Source organism: Flavobacterium sp. 102 (assembly GCF_003634615.1).
Lineage (GTDB): Bacteria > Bacteroidota > Bacteroidia > Flavobacteriales > Flavobacteriaceae > Flavobacterium.
This window is the reverse complement of sequence record NZ_RBKX01000001.1, coordinates 1,170,911-1,189,952: the sequence shown is the minus strand read 5'-3', so window position 1 is coordinate 1,189,952 and position 19,042 is coordinate 1,170,911. Positions and strand designations below refer to the sequence as shown.

At 36.6% G+C, this 19,042-nt stretch carries 16 protein-coding genes and 1 tRNA gene; 7 read left to right on the top strand and 10 right to left on the bottom strand.

What is annotated here, in order from left to right; all coding sequences use genetic code 11:
* Positions 1-40: 40 nt before the first annotated feature.
* The 8 genes from C8C84_RS05330 to C8C84_RS05295 form a co-directional block, all read right to left on the bottom strand.
* The gene (locus tag C8C84_RS05330; protein WP_121312552.1) at positions 41-1,789 is read right to left on the bottom strand and encodes a T9SS type A sorting domain-containing protein; all 1,749 of its coding nucleotides are present in this window, start codon (positions 1,787-1,789) and stop codon (positions 41-43) included.
* Between the two features lie 209 nt (positions 1,790-1,998).
* A complete protein-coding gene (locus tag C8C84_RS05325) occupies positions 1,999-3,210 on the bottom strand; it encodes a site-specific integrase (protein WP_121312551.1) in 1,212 nt (403 codons plus the stop codon).
* A gap of 311 nt (positions 3,211-3,521) precedes the next feature.
* Positions 3,522-3,595, bottom strand: a tRNA-Asp gene (locus C8C84_RS05320).
* Positions 3,596-3,681: 86 nt separating this feature from the next.
* Entirely contained in the window at positions 3,682-4,608 is a 927-nt protein-coding gene (locus C8C84_RS05315) for a DUF58 domain-containing protein (RefSeq protein WP_121312550.1), read from the bottom strand.
* 245 nt (positions 4,609-4,853) lie between these two features.
* Entirely contained in the window at positions 4,854-5,171 is a 318-nt protein-coding gene (trxA, locus tag C8C84_RS05310; protein WP_121312549.1) for a thioredoxin, read from the bottom strand.
* A 114-nt stretch (positions 5,172-5,285) separates the two neighbouring features.
* Complete coding sequence (gene dnaE / locus C8C84_RS05305) at positions 5,286-9,833, bottom strand: DNA polymerase III subunit alpha (protein ID WP_121312548.1); 4,548 nt, start codon at positions 9,831-9,833, stop codon at positions 5,286-5,288.
* 716 nt (positions 9,834-10,549) lie between these two features.
* The gene (locus tag C8C84_RS05300; protein ID WP_121312547.1) at positions 10,550-10,927 is read right to left on the bottom strand and encodes an RNA-binding protein; all 378 of its coding nucleotides are present in this window, start codon (positions 10,925-10,927) and stop codon (positions 10,550-10,552) included.
* Positions 10,928-11,057: 130 nt separating this feature from the next.
* The gene (locus tag C8C84_RS05295; RefSeq protein ID WP_121312546.1) at positions 11,058-11,774 is read right to left on the bottom strand and encodes a DUF6252 family protein; all 717 of its coding nucleotides are present in this window, start codon (positions 11,772-11,774) and stop codon (positions 11,058-11,060) included.
* Between the two features lie 199 nt (positions 11,775-11,973).
* On the opposite strand from C8C84_RS05295, the gene C8C84_RS05290 reads away from it, so the two are divergent.
* The 3 genes from C8C84_RS05290 (at position 11,974) to C8C84_RS05280 (ending at position 13,987) form a co-directional block, all read left to right on the top strand.
* Complete coding sequence (locus tag C8C84_RS05290) at positions 11,974-12,618, top strand: 30S ribosomal protein S16 (RefSeq protein ID WP_121312545.1); 645 nt, start codon at positions 11,974-11,976, stop codon at positions 12,616-12,618.
* A 14-nt stretch (positions 12,619-12,632) separates the two neighbouring features.
* Entirely contained in the window at positions 12,633-13,157 is a 525-nt protein-coding gene (gene rimM / locus C8C84_RS05285) for a ribosome maturation factor RimM (RefSeq protein WP_121312544.1), read from the top strand.
* A gap of 137 nt (positions 13,158-13,294) precedes the next feature.
* Positions 13,295-13,987: a tRNA1(Val) (adenine(37)-N6)-methyltransferase gene (locus C8C84_RS05280; protein WP_121312543.1), complete on the top strand. Its 693-nt coding sequence runs from the start codon at positions 13,295-13,297 to the stop codon at positions 13,985-13,987.
* Between the two features lie 2 nt (positions 13,988-13,989).
* Here C8C84_RS05280 and C8C84_RS05275 read toward each other — a convergent pair whose 3' ends face one another.
* A complete protein-coding gene (locus C8C84_RS05275) occupies positions 13,990-14,811 on the bottom strand; it encodes a hypothetical protein (RefSeq protein ID WP_121312542.1) in 822 nt (273 codons plus the stop codon).
* A gap of 133 nt (positions 14,812-14,944) precedes the next feature.
* Here C8C84_RS05275 and C8C84_RS05270 point away from each other — a divergent pair, with 133 nt between their 5' ends.
* From C8C84_RS05270 to C8C84_RS05255, 4 genes are all read left to right on the top strand, one after another.
* Positions 14,945-15,676: a hypothetical protein gene (locus tag C8C84_RS05270; RefSeq protein WP_121312541.1), complete on the top strand. Its 732-nt coding sequence runs from the start codon at positions 14,945-14,947 to the stop codon at positions 15,674-15,676.
* Positions 15,677-15,883: 207 nt separating this feature from the next.
* Positions 15,884-17,062: an acyl-CoA dehydrogenase family protein gene (locus C8C84_RS05265; protein WP_121312540.1), complete on the top strand. Its 1,179-nt coding sequence runs from the start codon at positions 15,884-15,886 to the stop codon at positions 17,060-17,062.
* Positions 17,063-17,178: 116 nt separating this feature from the next.
* Positions 17,179-17,961 (top strand): DUF3050 domain-containing protein, encoded by a 783-nt coding sequence (locus tag C8C84_RS05260; RefSeq protein WP_121312539.1) that lies wholly within the window; start codon positions 17,179-17,181, stop codon positions 17,959-17,961.
* Positions 17,962-18,009: 48 nt separating this feature from the next.
* The gene (locus tag C8C84_RS05255; protein WP_121312538.1) at positions 18,010-18,708 is read left to right on the top strand and encodes an SGNH/GDSL hydrolase family protein; all 699 of its coding nucleotides are present in this window, start codon (positions 18,010-18,012) and stop codon (positions 18,706-18,708) included.
* Here C8C84_RS05255 and C8C84_RS05250 read toward each other — a convergent pair whose 3' ends face one another.
* A complete protein-coding gene (locus C8C84_RS05250; RefSeq protein ID WP_121312537.1) occupies positions 18,709-19,041 on the bottom strand; it encodes a 2Fe-2S iron-sulfur cluster-binding protein in 333 nt (110 codons plus the stop codon).
* Between the last annotated feature and the right edge of the window lies 1 nt (position 19,042).

The window sequence follows — 19,042 nt, the reverse complement described above, 5'->3', positions numbered from 1 at the left end:
TTATAAAATTCTTTTTGTTAAACCTAAAACTTACAGCTAACTAGTTTCTTTTGACAATTTTTACACTATTTTTTTGAACATTTGTTGCAATCTCAACAATATAAATCCCCTCAGGGGAATTCCCAAGATCAATGGCTACCATGCGGTCTTTAATTACAAAATTTTGTAATTGTCTACCCATAATATCATATACAGTTGCTGTTCCGGTTTTAAATTCATGGTTTACAATCACGTTTGTGTATTGCATGGTAGGATTGGGGAAAGCTTCAATTAATTGTTTTACCTCTTTAGGTTTTTGCTTGTCTTTGAGTTTGACCACCCAGAAATCCTGACTACCAATTCCACTACTTTTATTTCCAGTTGCTTTAGCATCAGGAGGAGTTGCGCTAGTTCCTGCCATTAAATATGATCCATCACGAATCTCAATTACTTTACTCAAAATTTCCTGTCCATCACTACCAACCTCTCTACGCCACAATTCTTCACCATTTTCATTAAGTTTTATCGCCACATAGTCACCAGTTCCTCTTTTTATTGCTAGACTTGATTCAACATCTTTTCTTTTTTTTGTGTTTTTACGGGCAGTTGCTGATTTTTTTGCTCCTGTTTCTTTTTGTGATTCTCCTTGAGTATATCCTCCAATAAGCAAACTTCTATCATCATTTTCTAACAATGAAGTAAGAACATCTACCTTACTAACATTATAAGTTTCTTGCCACAAGATTGTTTGCATTTTATCTAGTTTGAGAATCCAAAAATCTGTACCGTCCTCATTACTTCCTTTTTTATCATCACCACTATTGGAGTTGGTGTAACCCGCTACTATAAAATTACCATCTTTAGTTTGTGTTACCACTTGCAATTGGTCGTCACCACTACCTCCAATCACTTTTTGCCACTTTTCATTACCATCCTTATCTATCATAATAATCCAATAATCTGCAAATCCATTACAGTGTTGAAGCTTATTTCCATAAGTTACACCATTTGTGTCAACGGGTGAATTTGAACTTCCACCCAACAAAAATCCACCATCATCGGTAATAGTAATGCTCCGCAATTCATCATTCAATCTTCCACCAAAGCTCTTTTGCCATACCAATTCTCCCATAATATCAAGCTTTATCACCCAATAGTCCTTACCGCCAAAATGTGGTGTATTTTTAAGTATACTTGTGTTTTTTTCTTGCTTAATATCTTGTTCAACTTCCGCAGATGGAATAATCGTTTGTGATAAAGCATCGGAACTACTCGAACCACCTATTATATAACCCCCATCTTTTGTCTTAGCAATACAGCTAATCTCATCTTGCCCAAGACCACCAAGTGTTTTTTGCCATTCTTCACCGCCTTTTGCATTTAATTTAATTATCCAGTAATCAATACTACCAATTTTTTGTGCTTTTTTATCATCCCCTTTATCTGAATCGCTTGAGCCCGCTAATAGATAACCGCCATCACTTGTTAGTAAAACACTTTTTAAACAATCTTGTCCAGAACCTCCAAAACTTTTTTGCCAATCTAATTCTCCGTTTTCATCCATTTTCCAAACCCAATAGTCTAAATCACCACGATTTTCTTCTGTTTTGTTTCCTGTCTTTTTAGAAACGGAACTTCCTGCTAACAGAAATCCATAATCAGGTGTTGGAATGACATCAAATAAATAGTCGGCATGCTTGCCACCATAACTCTTTTCCCATAGAATATCTTGGGCTTGGATTGATTGATAACTATACAATACAGTTGTATAGAGAATCAGTTTTTTGAATAATTGAATTGGTTCTTTCATAATCAAAAGATGAATTTACATTTGAGTTTGTACTAAAGTAAAGAAGCGATATTAAATTTAGGTACACTAAAAGTGTACATTTTGTTAAAATTTTAGAAACGAAGGTTTCTATTTTTTTTGACAAAGTCAATCCCCATTAATGGGGATTTTTATTGTCAATTTTAAGGTAATTAGACTACAAATAGGTGGTTTATTTCAAAAAAGTAATTTTACTTATTTATTTTAGATGCCAACCTTATCATTTCTTGGCTCACTTTTTTATTTACAACCTTGGCATAATATTCTTGAGTTGTACTCATTTTTGAATGCCCTAATAATTCTGAAACAATTTCCATTGGAACATCGTTAAAGAGCAAAACTGTTGATGCGAATGTTTTTCTTGCAATATGATGAGTTAGATTCTTTTCAATCCCAACGATGTTTGCAATTTCTTTAAGATATGCGTTAAACTTAGGGTTTGACATTCTAGGAAACACAAACTCATTTGAATCTGATTGATAAATATCTATGATACTTTTGGCTTTTTTAAGTAAAGGAACTCTGTAGCTTCTTTGAGTTTTATTTCTTTTGATATCAATCCATAACTCAGAGTCAAAGCCTTCAACTATATCACTTGTCTTTAAATTTCTCATTTCAGTAAATCCAAGTCCAGTGTAACAGCAAAAAATAAATAAGTCTTTTATTTGTTTTACTCTTTTAATTTCAAATAAATGGTTCTCAAGCTTTTCCAATTCGACATTGTCAAGATAAACAACTTCTTTTTTCAATCTTTTTGCTTTATAAAACATGAAAGGATCTTTGTCTAAATGATTTTGGCTAATAGCATAGAATAAAACCTTTCTAAACCTCTGTATAGCCTTATTTAAAGTGCTTATCTGAAGGTTTTTCTCAACTTTGAGGAAATATTCATATTCAGTTATAAAGCTTGATTTAAGAGCGCTTATTTTGATATCTGAGGCCTTGAACTTCCATCTTATGAAATCTTTTAAATGAGTTAAGGATTCCTCATACTTTTTGTATGTCACAAGTTTAATTTCTTTATCAATTAGTCTTTTTATTCTTTGAAGATATAGATTGTATACTTCAACTAATGCCATTTCTTTTTGAGTCGGAACCCCTTTGTATTGACTAAATAAATCATCTAAAGTAAAGTCTGCATTGTTAACTTGTAGAAATAAAAAAGCCTGATTAACTTTTTGTTTAATCAGGCTTAGTTGCGTGTTGATGTAAATATTATCATCATTAGGTGGTTTAGCAATCTGTGATTCACTATACCAGTATCTCGGATTAATAAATAATCCAGTGGAAAATATTTTCCTCTTTTTATTAAATGTCAACCTACATCTAATAGGTGCATTTCCTTGTTTATTGGTTTTAACTTTATCCAATAAAAACAAGATTTTTAAATTGTTGTTAATCATAGTGTTTATGGGATTTAATTGGCGTACCTAAAATAATTTAATGGCGTACCTATAGGCGTACCTAATTTTATTAATAAATAGAATAGAATTGTAGTTATATTTAAATGGAGAATGCTATAAAGCAAAAAAGCCATCCACAATAAAGTGGAAAGCTTTTCATTGGTCTAACTACTAAACCTGCTACGAGTTACAAAGTCGTAGCGAAACAACACAACTAATCTTAGATACTTTATTGGAACCTAAACAGATTTTTCAAAAACCTATTTTGGGCAAAAAAGGTTTTCATCTCTGAAAACCTTTCCCAATTTTAGCGGTCTGGACGGGACTCGAACCCGCGACCCCATGCGTGACAGGCATGTATTCTAACCAACTGAACTACCAAACCATCGCTTAATTGCGGTTGCAAATATACAACTGATTTTGATTCCTGCAACTTTTTTTATCAAAAAAAACAAACTCTATTTCTTAATTCTAACCAAACATTTGTTTTTCAACCAAGTATGTCGTTAAAATTTTTTCAAAACTTTCCTCTACAGCGACCGGAACATACTTAATTTTGTTTTGCGCACAAGTCATCGCTAAAGATTTGAAATAGTCATTAACCTTTTCTTCGTAGGCTTCTTTTACCGTATCGGCAAAAATATTAATGGCTTCACCGGTTTCTAAATCGATGAATTTCCTCGGCGCATTGTCGAAATTGAAGTTGATTTCCGTTTTTTTATCAATTACGTGAAAGACAACCACTTTATGTTTGTTGTGTTTCAAATGTTGTAACGCATTAAAAAGCGCTTCATTATTACCCGTTTGAAACATATCGGTAAACAAGATTATCATCGAACGACGGTGAATCTTTTCGGCTATTTGATGTAAAAAGGTAACGGTATCGGTGTTTTTAGATTCCTTTGGTTTCTCTAAAAGATTCTCCAAAGTATTTAAAATCATACGATGATGACGATCACTACCTTTTTCGGGCGCGTAATATTCATAGGCATCCGAATAGACACTTAGTCCAACGGCATCGCGTTGTTTCTTCAATAAATTCATTAAAACGGCTGAAGCCAATACTGAAAAACCAATTTTATTGTGGTAAAATGGTACGTCACTTTTCAACTTCGGATAATGCATTGAAGACGAATTGTCGATAATCAAATGACAACGAAGGTTGGTTTCTTCTTCAAATTTTTTGGTGTACAATCGGTCCGTTTTGGCAAATAATTTCCAATCGATATGCTTAGTACTTTCGCCTGCATTATAGACTTTATGCTCCGCAAATTCGGCCGAAAAACCATGAAATGGTGATTTGTGCATGCCAGAAATAAATCCTTCCACTACTTGATTGGCCAGTAATTCGAGATGTTTAAATCCGGAAACGAGTTCTTTTTGTTCTTCAATCTTCATAATTACTTCGTCAGTTCGCCATGCTTTCGCAAGGCTCGTGTCAAATATAGCGAAAATTGAAAGAACTGAAAAGTTTAAAAAAGTTATCCTGTAAATGGTAAAATGTGAACGCTAGCCCCGATGGAAGCTGGCTACCGTGTAGCGCGGACAGCGGGTCTATGTTTCCTAAAAAAAGCTATCGTTTGCTACTAATTATAAAAAAAGGCCTAACTCTCGTTAGACCTTGATTTCTTTTTCATTGTATATTACAACAATGCATCGATAGCATCAGTATAAGTCTTTTTAGGAGCAACGCCTACTTGACGTCCTACTACTTCTCCGTTTTGGAAAACCAATACTGTTGGAATGTTACGAACGCCATATTTGGCAGCGAACTCTTGGTTTGCATCAACGTCAACTTTTCCAACGACTGCTTTCCCTTCGTATTCTGAAGATATTTCGTCGATAACCGGACCAACCATGCGACATGGACCACACCAAGCTGCCCAAAAATCTACTACTACCGGTTTATCTGATTTTAATACTACTTCGTCAAAAGTAGCATCTGTAATTGCTAAAGCCATATTTTATATTTTTAAATTACTTTATTTATTTGAGCACAAAATTAGACATTTTATTTTGGTTTTCTACACTAAAAAAATCAGTTTTGGCTATCAAATCATTATCAGAACTGATACCTAATTCAAACTGAATTTTACGTTCATTTTTTCCAATTCCAGTAATAACTCATTGGATATTTTGATTTTCAATCTTCTGCTTGGCATTTCTAAAGTGGTTATTCTTCTTATTTCCTCAGTGATGACTGGTGCGGTTTGCACCATTTCTTCTTCAACAATTTCATTGCTATCTAGGTTTTCGATGTCAATTTCACTGTCAGTATCCGCCATTAAAATCGGTGCTGTCGACTTTACAATCTCGACTGGTTTGGCCACAATCTCCGTTTCTATCACTTCAAAATTTACTGATTTATCACCTTCATTGCTTCTGAAAATTTCATTCAATTTTTGAATCAAACTCTGTTGCAAATCGTTGATGTCCATCTGAATACTTAACTTTTTGGCGTACTGAGACAAAACATCCTGCAACTGTTTAACATCCAAAAACTGTAATCTTGGTTCCGATTTGTTTCCGGTTTCTCTGTTCACCCAACCGTCTTTTACACCGACTTTAAAATAGACAAATTGATTGTTGACCAAGAAATGTCGGAACTTCAAATACTCTTCATCGAAGATTCGGAAATCGTGGCTTTCATCGTAACCTTCAAGCGTAAACATCGCCCAATCTTTTCCGTTTTTGGCGGTTTTGTATTGCACATTGGTTACAATTCCGGCAAAAGTTAAATTCTTGCCGATGTAGTTATTGAGGTTTTTTAAATGCTCTAATTTACTATTGCAGAAATATTTCATTTCAAATTTAAAGTCGTCCAAAGGATGTCCGGAAATGTATATACCAACCACTTCTTTTTCTTTGGCCAACTTCTCCATCGTGCTCCATTCATCGCATGGTGGCACTATGGGTTCCGCGATTTGAACTTCGCTTGCTTCTCCAAACAAACTTACTTGCGAGGAATTTTCATTCTCCTGAAATTTGGAACCATATCGAACCGCTTTTTCCAAAAAAGTAATTCCTTCGCCTTCAATGTGGAAATATTGTGCACGATGGGTATTTTCAAAACAATCAAATCCACCGGCTAAAGCCAGACTTTCAAATGCTTTTTTATTCGCGGCACGCAAATCTATTTTTTTGGCCAAATCAAATATCGATTTGTACTTTTCTTCTTTTCTGTTTTGAACAATGGTATCTACAGCATTGGCACCAACACCTTTTACAGCACCCATTCCGAAACGAACAGCATAGCTTTCATTAACCGTAAATTTATAGAAACTCTCATTCACATCCGGACCAAGCACTTGCAATCCCATGCGTTTACATTCTTCCATAAAGAACGAAACCTGCTTGATATCATTCATATTATTAGAAAGTACCGCCGCCATATATTCCGCTGGATAATTGGCTTTTAAATAGGCTGTTTGGTAGGCAATCCAAGCATAACAGGTTGAGTGTGATTTATTGAAAGCGTACTCCGCAAAGGCTTCCCAGTCTTTCCAGATTTTTTCTAATTTTTCGGCCGGATGTCCATTGGCTTCGGCTTGCGCGATGAATTTTGGCTTCATTTTATCCAAAACATCTTTTTGTTTTTTTCCCATCGCCTTACGCAACACGTCGGCGTCACCTTTGGAAAAACCGGCTAGTTTTTGAGACAAAAGCATTACTTGCTCTTGGTAAACCGTAATTCCGTAAGTATCGCTAAGCAATTCTTCACAAGCCTCTAAATCGTACTCTATCGGTTCTTCCCCATTTTTTCGTTTGATAAAACTTGGAATGTAAGCAATTGGTCCCGGTCGATATAACGCATTCATCGCAATCAAATCTCCAAAAACCGTAGGCTTCAATTCCTTCATGTATTTTTGCATTCCGGCACTTTCATACTGGAAAATCCCGACTGTTTCTCCGCGCTGAAAAAGCTCATACGTTTTAGCATCATCAATAGGAAACTCATCCGGATTTAGCTCTTTTCCGGTTCTGTATTTTACTAATTTAACCGTATCTTTTATCAAGGTTAGGGTTTTCAACCCTAAGAAGTCCATCTTTAATAAACCCGCGCTTTCTACCACCGAGTTATCAAATTGGGTGACATATAAATCGGAATCTTTGGCCGTTGCCACCGGAACGAAATTGGTAATATCACTTGGCGTAATAATCACACCACAAGCATGAATTCCGGTATTTCTAAGGTTTCCTTCTAAAAATTTTGCCTGATTTATAGTCTCAGAACAAAGTGTATTTTCTTTAGAAAGGGAAATCAACTCTCTTACTTTATCAAACTCTTCCGGACGTAAAACTTTTTTAATGGCGGCTTCATCTTCAGATAAAAGTCGGGCCAAATTCCATTTGGATGGCATCATTCCCGGAATCAATTTGGCTACTTTATCGGCTTCAAAAAGCGGTAAATCCATAACCCTTGCGGTATCACGGATACTCGATTTTGTGGCCATCGTTCCATAAGTAATAATCTGTGCTACTTGTTTGGAACCGTATTTATTGATTACATAGTCCATAACACGACTTCTGCCTTCGTCATCAAAATCAATATCGATATCGGGAAGTGAAACCCTGTCCGGATTAAGGAAACGCTCAAAAAGCAAATTGTACAACAACGGATCAATATTGGTAATCCCGAGACAATACGCCACTACAGAACCGGCTGCTGAACCACGTCCGGGACCAACAGAAACGCCCATTTTTCGAGCTTCGGCAATGAAATCCTGCACTATTAAGAAATAGCCCGGATATCCGGAATTTTCAATCGTTAATAATTCGAAATCAATACGCTCCTGAATTTCAGGCGTAATTTCGGCGTAACGTCTTTTGGCGCCTTCGTAAGTTAAATGATGTAGATATTTATTTTCTCCACGTTTGCCTTTATCAGCTTCATCTTCTGCGACTAAAAATGCTGACGGAATATCAAATTTGGGCAACAAAACTTCACGAGACAAATCGTAAATTTCAATCTTATTGACTATTTCTGCTGTAGAAGCAATTGATTCAGGCAAATCGTGAAAGAGTTTTTTCATCTCATCACCTGATTTAAAATAGTATTCTTTGTTATTCAATCCGTAACGATAACCGCGACCGCGACCAATAGGTGTTGATTGTTTTTCGCCATCACGAACACACAATAAGATATCATGCGCATTAGCATCTTCTTTATTGATATAGAAAACGTTATTCGTAGCAACGGTTTTGACTTGATGTTTCTTGGCTAAAGCTATCAACGACACATTCACCCGATTTTCGTCTTCTTGATTGTGGCGCATTAACTCGATATAAAAGTCATCTCCAAATTCTTGTTTCCACCAAATTAGCGCTTCTTCGGCTTGGTTTTCACCAATATTTAAAACTTTACTCGGAATCTCTCCATAGAGGTTTCCTGAAAGCACAATAATATCTTCTTTGTATTGCTGGATGGTTTTTCGGTCAATCCTAGGTACGTAATAAAATCCTTCGGTGTAAGCGATAGAGGATAATTTGGCCAAATTGTGATAGCCTTTTTTAGTTTTGGCCAAAAAGACAATTTGATAACCATTATCTTTTCGAGACTTGTCTTTTAAGTCGTCACAAACATAAAACTCGCAACCAACAATAGGTTTTACGATAGTTTCTGTTGGTGTTTCACCGTTTTCTTCTGCTTGTTTGTTTTTGGCTTGCGCCGATTTATTATGGTATAAAATATCACGGACAAAGTGAAAAGCACCCATCAAATTCGCATGATCAGTCATGGCTACGGCGGGCATTTTATTTTGAACTGCCGCGGCCACTAAATCTTTAACACTAATGGTAGATTGTAACACCGAAAACTGAGTGTGATTATGCAAATGCACAAAATCAACATCAGCTAAAGCCTCGTGAATTTGCTTTTTATCATTGGTTGGAACAACAACTTCTTCTTGTTTCTGAAATTGCTTGCGAATTTCCTCCGAAGCTTGTTTCAGATTGATATGCCTTAATCCTATTAGTTGGATTTCCTTCGGATTGTTTTCGCCAAATTCTCTGAAATAATCAGTCGGAACATCAAGTTCTTCTTTGGTAAAAATTTCCCTTCTAATCAACTCTAAAAAACAACGCGTAGTGGCTTCAACGTCGGCAGTCGCATTGTGCGCTTCCGCAAACGGAACGTTGAAAAGATAGCTGTGTAATTCGGTTAGCGTTGGTAATTTGAACTTTCCACCGCGACCTCCTGGTAATTTTAAAAGCGATGCGGTAACTTCGGTACAAGTATCCAATACCGGCATAGAAGCCATAGGCGAATTCACCCCTAATCGGTAAAATTCACAACCCATGATGTTGACATCAAAGCCAACGTTTTGTCCGACTATGAATTTGGCTTTCGCCAAAGCGATATTGAATTTTTCTAATACTACTGCTAAAGGTATTCCTTGTTCTTGCGCTAATTCTGTTGAAATTCCGTGAATTCTTTCGGCATCATAGGGAATATTGAATCCTTCAGGTTTAACCAAATAATCTTGATGCTCGATCAAATTTCCCATCGCGTCGTGCAACTGCCAAGCAATTTGAATACATCTTGGCCAATTGTCGGTATCGGAGATTGGAGCACCCCAACGCTTTGGTAATCCGGTGGTTTCGGTATCGAAGATTAAATACATTTAATAAGGGATTAGGCAAAAGGCATTAGCCACTCGAGGCAAAACCGAACAGAGTGAAGCTAAAAGCAGCTTTATGATTAAAACAAAAATACGTTTTAGCCATTAAGAAATCAATTTTAGTTATCAACAAAAGAAGAGAAACTTATGACAGCAGAAGAAACCGAAAGAATATCCAATAGTGATTAAAAACGGGCATCGATTATGATTTAATCCATTAGATTATGCATTCTGCCAACATATAAAAAGAATCGACTTAATACTACTGCAAACTATTTGTATGCTTCGCGATATATAACTTTTTGCGGCGCCATAAATAAATTCTCCAAGCCAGCTCACAAGTTTATACAAAAAAAATATAAAATGTTTTTATATAACAACACAAGGATTTATATTTGTCAAAGAAAAAGCCCCAGCGGTAACTGAGGGCTCGTTGTTAAAATCGTTTAGTTGACATCTATTCCTTAAGAGATTTGATAATCAACAGGAGCACGATAAGCTCCAAAAGGTCATGCATAAGCATTCAGCTTTATGAATTGAACCAAAACCCATCAACTCATTGAGTAAACTCACAGACCCCGATGTAACAGTCGGGGTTTCTGTTTCATCTAAAGCAAAGATAAATACTACCTGTTGTGAAATCAATTTTAGTTATCAACAAAAAACAAAAAAGCCAACTCAAATTGAGTTGGCTTTTAAATATCTATAAAGTATATAACTTAGTATCTTCCTCTATTTCCACCGCCGCTGTTTCCACCACTGTAGCTTCCGCCACCACGTGAGTTTCCACCGCCGTTATAACCTCCACCACTACCGCCTGAACGGTTGTTGTTAAAAGTTCTTCTTTCGCCTTCCGGTTTTGGTTCAGATTTATTTACCACAATAGTACGACCTTCAACAGTAGCACCGTTTAATTCCTGAATTGCTTTTTCAGCTTCTGTGTCATTTTCCATTTCCACAAAACCGAAACCTTTACTTCTTCCAGTAAATTTATCAGTAATAATTTTAACGGAATTAACCGTACCATAAACCCCGAAGGATTCTTTTAAATCTGCTTCGTCAATACTAAACGGAAGACTTCCAACAAAAATGTTCATATTTTAATTTTAAAATTCAGCCACAAAGGTAACTTAAATAAAACGTAAACCGCTATAAATTTGGACTTTATTATAAATAAATAAAAAAGCCATCCGAAGATGGCCTATATATTTTAAAATTAATTGATTCTTAAAGAGATGGATAAATAGGGATTTTATAAAATTCTCCATATTGAAAATTCAAAATCGGCCCACCAAAAGGGTTGTTATTAGCATTAGCCGCATTGAATTTAAATTTCCCCGACACAGTCATATTTTCATTGTCAAATTCTGTGATCTTAACTTCACCATTACTGTTTTGAACATTTAAAACTCTGAATGTACAATTGACATTACCACCTGCAACCGTGATTAAATCACCCGCTGTGTAGGCATTCCCCCTAGAAGAAAGTGTCAATGCGGTAACAACTCCCGAAGCATTTGCAGTCACATTTACAGTCAAACCACTACCTGTTCCGCCTGTAGTTGCCACTGATGTTCCACTACTATATCCTGTTCCGGCATTAAACAATGCTATTTGAGAAACCGGTCCCGGAACTGCTATTGTTGCATACTCTAAGTCAACCTCATTAAAAGTGGAAGAATAAGTGGCAGAATTGTTAGTATTGGTTGTACCTAAAACGTATGTGCCAACATTGGCACTAGCGGTATTTAAAGTTATAAGTTCATATTCGGTGTAAGCTTCAACAGAAAGTTGACCAGTAGGCGAAATGTAGGCTCTTGTGTCATTGGCTATCCAAAGCACATCATCTTTCAATCCTTGAAAACCGGGATTATTAAATTTAACATCTTCCTGACAAGATGATAGCACTACTGCAACTAAGATAAGGGACAAAAATCTTTTCATTTTTTCAATGTATTTCTCCACAAAAATAACTTTTTAATATAAAAATGCTAATTAAATTTTAAAAAAATAACGTTAAAGTTGATGAAAACAAGAACTTAGCTTTAAAAATACAATCCTCAATTAGTTTGTTTACAAAAAATAACTATCTTTGCACCCTTAAATAATCGAGGTCGAGTACCTCAAATTAATCAAAAAGATTATGTCAGTAAAAATTAGATTACAAAGACACGGTAAAAAACAAAAACCTTTTTACTGGATCGTAGCAGCTGATGCTCGTTCAAAAAGAGATGGTAGATTCTTAGAAAAACTAGGAACTTACAATCCAAATACCAATCCTGCCACTATTGATTTAAACATTGACCAAGCGGTTCAATGGTTACACAATGGCGCTCAACCAACCGACACTGCAAGAGCTATCCTTTCTTACAAAGGTGCCTTAATGAAACACCACCTTGATGGCGGCGTTCGCAAAGGAGCTTTAACGCAAGAACAAGCTGATGCTAAACTGGCTCAATGGTTAGAAGACAAAGCAGGTAAAGTAACTGCTAAAAAAGAAGGTTTATCAAAAGCACAAGAAGCGGCAAGAGTTAAAGCCTTAAAAGCAGAAAAAGAAGCTAATGACAAACGTGCTGCTGCCGCTGTTGAAGCTACAAAAGTAGAAGAAGTGGCTGAAGAAGTTGCGGTTGAAGAAACTGAAGCTCCAGAAGTAGTTGCTGAAGTTGCAGTGGAAGAAACTGTTGCTGAAGTTGCTGCAGAAGAAGCTCCTGAGGTTGTTGCTGAAGAAGCACCGGCTGTAGAAGAAACTCCTGCTGCTGAAGAAACCAGCGAAGAAAAAGAAGCTTAATATTTCCGGCAATTATGCGTAAAGAAGATTGTTTCTATTTAGGTAAAATTGCAAAAAAATTTAGTTTCAAAGGGGAAGTTCTTATCTATTTAGATACCGACGAACCCGAATTATATGAAAACATGGAATCAGTATTTGTTGAGTTCAACAAAAATCTGGTTCCATTTTTTATTGAAAACAGTTCCTTGCATAAAAACGACTTTCTTCGCGTACAATTTGAAGATGTCGACTCCGAAGCAGAAGCCGACACCCTTCTCGGCTGCGAAATTTATCTTCCGCTTTCTATGTTGCCAAAACTCGATGGCAATAAATTCTATTTCCACGAAGTAATTGGCTTCGAAATCGAAGACAAACGTTTGGGTATTTTTGGTGTTATTCAATCCATCAACGATACAACAGCCCAACCGCTTTTTGAAGTATTGAATGGCGAAGTGGAAATGTTGATTCCGATGATTGACCATTTCTTAGTCGAAATTGACCGCAAGAACAAAAAAGTCGTGATGGATTTACCGGAAGGTCTAATCGAAATGTACCTTTAGATTTTTAGATGTGCTGCGCTTTTAGATCATTAGAAACGCTTCGCTTTAGAAAAATCTAAGAAGTCTAACAATCTAAGAAGTCTAAGTTGTCTAAATTCCAATTCAAACAATTTATCGTTAACCAAGACCATTGCGCTATGAAAGTAGGTACTGATGGCGTTTTACTTGGTGCTTGGACGCCAATTGACAATCAGCCTTTTTCGGTTTTAGATATTGGTGCCGGAACCGGAATTTTGGCTTTAATGTTAGCCCAAAGATGTTCCGCCGAGCACTCGAGCCTGAAAGGCGAACCGGCGCAGCAAATTGACGCCATAGAAATCGACGAAGAAGCCTTTGAACAATGTGTGGAAAACTTCGAAAACTCACCTTGGTCAGACCGGTTATATTGCTATCACGCGGGTTTGGACGAATTTATGGAAGAACCCGAAGATGAATATGATTTGATTATTTCCAACCCACCATTTTATAGTGAAGATTATAAAACTGAAAGCGAACAAAGAGATTTAGCGCGATTTCAAGACGCTTTGCCTTTTGAAGATTTGGTTGAGGCAGCTTCAATGTTACTTTCAGAAAGCGGAATTTTTGCCGTGATTGTTCCATATAAAGAAGAAGCAAAATTGATTGGCTTAGCCAAAGAATGCAACTTATTTCCTTTCAAAATTACTCGTGTAAAAGGAACACCAACCACAGAAATCAAAAGAAGTTTACTCGCTTTTTCATTTGCCGAAAAAACAAACTTCCCTATCGATGAACTCATCATCGAAACAGCAAGACATCAATATACCGAAGATTATATTGCTTTGACCAAGGATTTTTACCTGAAGATGTAAAATTAGTCCGAAAGTAGAAGTTCAATATTTAAAGAATATCCGAGACTTTGCTTCCATTCCTCTTGAAAATACCAACTATCCGTAAATTCTTTTGTTTTGTCAATAGAGATTAACGGTTCATAAAAAAAGCCATTGGGATGATTGCTATTTTTACTGTAACTTTTATTTTGTTCTAATAAAGGATGCTGAATGATGATAAAAATCCCATTGTCCGGAAATTCAATATTCAAAAAATTTAAATCAGCTTCCACTTCATTTGTGCCTTTTTTAAGTTTGTAAATAAGGTGATCTGTATTTAGTATCTCGTTTGGTTTACCATCGTTCCCGACCGAATAAATCGAAACGCTTATCAGACGGTTTTTCGCAGTGGTCGTAGTAAAGAATTTGGCTTTGCCAAGATACTTTCCTTGGTTACTGTTGTTGGGAAAATATTTTGCCGTCATGGCTATTTTAGTATCCCATTGCACACCATAGTGACTATCTCCTCTTTTGGCCTTACCTAGTTTTACTGTTTTTGCAAATTTACGTTTGACCAACTTTACTTCATCCAAGTCAATCTTATTCGGGCGAAGATATATATCGTCCGTAATTTTCGCTATCGTATCGTGATAACCAACGCAAGTGATTTTAAAATAGTTTGTCCTGTCTTTGGCATCAACAGTAAAAACACCGGAGGAATCTGCGGTTCGATAAAGTGATTGGGCTTTCCAAATATTGGCATAAGCGACTGGCATTTTTGACTCTTTATCTTTTAAATGCACTGTCGTTTGTGCCTGAAGCAAAACACACATAAAACAAAACAACACGATAATTTCTTTTTTCATGATACAAATAAAAAGGAGTTACAATATACTTTTTTAAGTTTAACTTTTTGTCATAAAATATTTAACAAAATCTTCGGAGTTTACCCAAGTCGCTTTATTTAATTTAGTTCTCTAGGTTTTAATCTTAAAGCATATGGCAAAAATTACTTGTGGTTTCTTTTTATTGTTTTCTCTTTTAAGTTTTGCACAAAGCGAAAAGTTGCTTCATGGAAAAATGTTGTCAGAAGGAAAAGCTATTGAAAATGTTGACATTGTCAATATGAATTCTAAAAAAAACAGCAAAACCGACGGTGAAGGAAACTTTACTATTTTAGCCAAAGTAGGCGACGAACTTTTTATCATCACCAAAGAACACACTGACCAAAAGATTGTATTAACACTAGAACATTTGAACCAGGACAACCTCATCATTCGTTTAGAAAAAAAACCAATTGAATTGGAAGATGTTGAAATTTTAAAAAAAACAAGTCTTAAAATCGAAATCAAACAAGCAGACATTGACGCCATAAAACTAGCCAAACAAGCCAACGCATTGAAAGTACAGAATGTTTATGACGGCACCATTGAAAACGGCATCGACTTTGTCAGAATGGGCAAAGGATTGCTCAATTTATTCAAAAACAAAGACAAAATAAAGCCCGAAAAACCATTGTCTCCAATTCCTTTTAAAGAATATATCACCTTAAATTTTGACCGTGATTTTTATATCGAAAAACTTAAATTGAAACCCGAAGAAATCGATTTGTTTATTGCGTTTTGCGAAGCAGATCCGAAAGCCAAAACTATTTCGGAACAACAGGATGTATTGGTCGCTTTAGATTTTTTGCTGGTTAAAAATGAAGCATTTAAAAAATTAGAGCGTTAGTCTTTAGTAGAAATAACCTTAGTCCGGATTCCTTCAGCGTCGCTTCGCTCGTGTGCAGTGAAAATCCTTTTTTGCAAAAAAAGATTGCAACGCATAGCCGGAAAAAGCTTCAAAAAATTATAACAATTGTTAATGTCGTTTTTGATTAAGATTATGTAGCTTTGCAAACGTTTTCGTAAACCAAATTTAAGACTATAAAATCGACATATGAAACCAGATTTATTTCAAGCTCCGGATTACTATAATTTAGATGATTTATTAACGGATGAACACAAATTAGTGCGTGATTCTGCTCGTGCTTGGGTGAAACGCGAAGTTTCTCCCATCATAGAAGATTATGCGCAACGTGCAGAATTTCCAAAACAAATCATCAAAGGTTTGGGTGAAATTGGCGGATTCGGACCTTATATTCCGGAAGAATACGGCGGTGCCGGTTTGGACCAAATTTCATACGGTTTAATCATGCAAGAAATTGAAAGAGGTGATTCCGGTGTGCGTTCAACGTCATCAGTACAATCGTCTTTGGTGATGTATCCAATATGGAAATTCGGAACCGAAGAACAACGTCAAAAATATTTACCAAAATTGGCTACGGGAGAATTCATGGGTTGTTTCGGACTGACCGAACCTGATCATGGTTCGAATCCTTCCGGCATGACCACCAACTACAAAGATATGGGCGACCATTATTTGTTGAATGGTGCCAAAATGTGGATTTCAAACGCACCATTTGCGGACATCGCTGTAGTTTGGGCCAAAAATGAAGAAGGCAGAATCCACGGCTTAATCGTAGAAAGAGGCATGGAAGGTTTTACCACACCGGAAACGCATAACAAATGGTCACTTCGCGCTTCGGCAACAGGCGAATTGATTTTTGACAACGTAAAAGTACCCAAAGAAAACTTAATGCCGGGCAAATCTGGTCTTGGGGCACCAATGCAGTGTTTGGATTCAGCGCGTTACGGAATCGCTTGGGGCGCTATTGGTGCTGCAATGGATTGTTACGACACGGCTTTGCGTTATGCCAAAGAAAGAATACAGTTTGACAAACCGATTGCCAGTTTCCAATTGCAACAAAAGAAATTAGCCGAAATGATTACCGAAATCACCAAAGCACAATTATTGACTTGGCGTTTAGGCGTTTTGAGAAACGAAGGAAAAGCGACAACCGCTCAAATCTCAATGGCGAAAAGAAATAACGTGGATATGGCGATTCACATCGCTCGCGAAGCCCGTCAAATGTTAGGCGGAATGGGAATTACCGGAGATTATTCAATTATGCGCCACAGCATGAACTTGGAATCCGTGATTACTTATGAAGGAACACACGACATTCACTTGTTGATTACCGGGGCGGATATTACAGGAATTCCGGCTTTTAAATAAAATTAAACAATCAATAAAATTTATACAAAATGCTTCTCTGTTTCGGGAAGCATTTTTACTTTTGTGTTGTACTGAAACCAAAACGGTTTTACAATACGTAAATACTAAAAAAAGCTATGACCATATCTATCATCAACGAGAAAATTCAATCACAGAAAGACATTTTACTCCAACATCCGTTATACGAAAAAGTAAAAACTATTGACGATTTACATCAATTTTTAGAAAGTCACGTGTATGCCGTTTGGGATTTTATGTCGCTGTTGAAAGCATTGCAGCGCCAATTGACCAGCACTACAACACCTTGGTTTGCTACAGCAAATCCGGAAACCAGGTATTTGATTAACGAAATTGTTTTGGCCGAAGAAAGCGATTTGACTTTAGACGGAAAACGTTTAAGTCATTTCGAAATGTATGTCGATGCCATGCAAAGTTGTGGCGCTTGTACCCAAGAATTAGACGCTTTTCTTCAAAACGTAATCGATACTAAAAATGTCTTCATCGCCATCAAACAAAGTGATTTACATACGGACGTAAAAGCATTTTTAGACTTTACTTTCCGCGTAATTGAAGAAGGTAAAGTGCATAAAATTGCGGCCGCATTTACTTTTGGCAGAGAAGATTTGATTCCGAATATGTTTACCGAAATCCTGAAAAACTTCCAGCAAAATTTCCCTGATGTTGATTTGTCTAAATTGATTTACTATTTCGAAAGACACATCGAATTAGATGCCGACGAACACGGACCAATGGCGATGCAAATGATTAACGAACTTTGTCAGGACGATGCTCAAAAATGGAAAGAAGTCGAAGAAGTTTCCATTTTAGCTTTAGAAAAAAGAATTGGGCTTTGGAATGCCATTGAAGAAAAAATAGAAGCCAGTTTGGCATTGGCTTAAACCCAAAGCAGTTGCTTTGCCGTAAATGCTTGTATTGAAATAATCCTTATGAAATACTTGGCTAAAATATTTTCATCGCTCTTTCTTAGCTTATTGCTTATAGGTTGCAGTTCGGATGAAAACGAAATTGTAATTGCTCCGGTAAACTATAAATATTTAGCCTTAGGCGACAGTTATACCTATGGTCAAAGTGTTTGTGCCGATTGCAGATTTCCCGAACAACTTAAAGACAGCCTTAGCCAATACTTAAATACAAGTGATACTTTTGACATCAAACTTATTGCCGAAACCGGTTGGACAACGACCAGTTTAAAAGCTGTTATTGCCGGCGAACCGATAACAAATGACTATGACTTGGTTACGCTTTTGATTGGCGTAAACAATCAATTTCAAGGGAGGCCTTTCTATATCTACGAACAAGAATTTCCCGAATTGATAAATACTGCCATTTCAAAGGCCAAAGGAGATAAAAACAAAGTCATTGTCGTTTCGATTCCAGACTATGCTTACACGCCCTACGGACAAGGTTCAATCGCCATTTCGGAAGGCGTTTATGCTTATAACGAATTTGCCAGAAATTATTGTTTGGCCAACGATATTACTTTTGTCAACATCACTGACATTACCAGAGCCGGTTTGCTCCAACCCGAATTAGTTGCCAGCGACGGCTTGCATCCATCGACTATTGCTTATTCTAAATTTGTGGAAAGGATTTTACCTGAAGCGAAAATAAAGTTAGGACTTTAATTATGCTTCCGGCGCCAATTCTATTTCGAGTCCGTTAAGGTCTTCTGTGATGTGAATTTGGCAACCCAAGCGGCTGTTATCCTTAACATTAAAGGCTTCCCAAAGCATAGCTTGCTCATCATCACTTTTCTCCGGTAACGGGAAATCATTTAAAACATAACACTGACAAGAAGCACACATCGCCATGCCGCCACAAATCCCGATGGTTCCTTCGGGTGCCAATTCGTAAGCACGAACGAGTTCCATGATGTTCATATTCATATCAGTTGGTGCTTGTACTTCGTGACTGATGCCTTCGCGATCAGTTATGGTTATGGTAACGTCGTTTGCCATG